This is a genomic window from Mesorhizobium sp. M7A.F.Ca.CA.001.08.2.1 (assembly GCF_003998455.1).
Taxonomy (GTDB): Bacteria; Pseudomonadota; Alphaproteobacteria; order Rhizobiales; family Rhizobiaceae; genus Mesorhizobium; species Mesorhizobium ciceri.
Window position 1 is genome coordinate 1 of record NZ_RZPW01000992.1, and the last position, 1862, is coordinate 1862.

Annotated in this window: 1 protein-coding gene; it reads right to left on the reverse strand. The window is 63.8% G+C overall.

What is annotated here, in order from left to right:
• A partial coding sequence (gene mnmG, locus EN914_RS33920) for a tRNA uridine-5-carboxymethylaminomethyl(34) synthesis enzyme MnmG (protein ID WP_127389609.1) occupies positions 1–1524 on the reverse strand: 1524 nt, incomplete at its 3' end.
• Positions 1525–1862: the final 338 nt, after the last annotated feature.

Below are 1862 nucleotides of genomic sequence, written 5' to 3' on the forward strand. Positions count from 1 at the left end.
GGACAGCAATTCATAACCGGACCGGCGCACGCCGTCCCGGTTGATTTCCAGCCCATGACGCGCCGCCTCGTTGCGCGTCATTGTGAGCAACTTCGCCAGCTCCCGAGCCTCATCCAGACTTTGCATGACATCCCCGTAGCGCTGCATCCGCTGCGCCGAGGCGATGCCCAGCCTGGCCGCCAGCGGCGTCAACCGCTCATCGGCATTGTCGGCGCGTAGCGACAGCCGGAACTCGGCCCGCGACGTGAACATCCGGTAGGGCTCCGCAATGCCCCGGCTGGTCAAATCATCGACCATGACGCCGATATAGGCCTCGGTGCGGCTGAGCACGATCTGCTCGCTGCCCGCCGCCCGCCGCGCCGCATTGAGGCCGGCTAGCAAGCCTTGCCCGGCCGCTTCCTCATAGCCGGTCGTGCCGTTGATCTGCCCGGCGAGGAACAGGCCGCTGATGCGCTTCGTCTCCAGCGTCTGATGCAGCTCGCGCGGATCGACATGATCATATTCAATGGCATAACCGGGCTGCAGCATGACGGCTCGCTCCAGCCCCGGAATGGTTTTCAAGATGTCGAGCTGCACATCTTCGGGCAGCGATGTCGAAATGCCATTGGGATAGACGGTGTCGTCGTCCAGGCCTTCCGGCTCCAGAAAAATCTGGTGCCCGTCCCTGTCCCCGAACTTGACGATCTTGTCCTCGATCGACGGGCAATAGCGCGGCCCAACGCCTTCGATCGAGCCGGAATACATGGCCGAGCGGCCAAGATTGGCGCGGATCAGCTCATGCGTGGCGGTCGTTGTGCGGGTGATGCCGCAATCGATCTGCGGCGTGGTGATACGGTCGGTCATCAGCGAGAACGGCACCGGATCCACATCCGCGGCCTGGCTTTCCAGCGACGCCCAGTCGATGGTTCGGCCATCGAGCCGCGGCGGCGTCCCGGTCTTCAGCCGTCCAAGCTTGAAGCCGGCGCGGTTCATCGTTGCCGACAGGCCGAGGCTCGCCTGCTCGTTCATGCGGCCCGCGATGATCTTCTTCTCGCCGATATGAATAAGCCCGCGCAGAAAAGTCCCGGTCGTCAGGACGACCGCGCCGCAAGCCAGGCGCCGCCCATCAGCCAGGAGAACAGCCCTGATCTGCCCGTCGGCGATTTCGAAGTCCAGAACCTCGCCTTCGACCACGTCGAGATCGTTCTGCTGCCGAATCGCTTCCTGCATGGCAAGGCGATAGAGCTTTCTGTCGGCCTGCGTACGCGGGCCGCGCACCGCGGGGCCTTTGCGGCGGTTGAGCAGGCGGAACTGGATGCCGGCCGCATCCGCCACGCGGCCCATGAGGCCGTCCATGGCATCGATCTCGCGCACCAGATGGCCCTTGCCGAGCCCGCCGATCGCGGGGTTGCACGACATCACGCCGATCGTGTCGAAACGCAGCGTCACCAGCGCGGTCCTGGCACCGGCGCGCGCGGCAGCGCTGGCCGCCTCGCAACCCGCGTGGCCGCCGCCCACCACAACCACATCATAGCGATTGGTCATTTCCAAACGTCCTGCACTCAGAAGAATGAGGGACACATGTCCCTGCGGAGCGACGCTGTCAAGAAAACTCCGCGACAAGTTTCACGTGAAACAGCCGCGCCGCTAGTCAGCCCAGTGTTTCACGTGAGTCATCGGGCCGCCTGACACGTTCACGTGAGTCATGCAGGCGGCGCAGCGCGGTGGTGGCTCAGATGAAGCCCCCCCGCCTTCGGGGTTCGTCGAAAATCACGAAGGCATGCGGCAAAGCAACATACGATCTAAAGGGAGCTCACGCCGCAACGACCCAATGTTTCACGTGAGTCATTTCCCGATGCAGAACTGCGAGAAGATCACGTCCA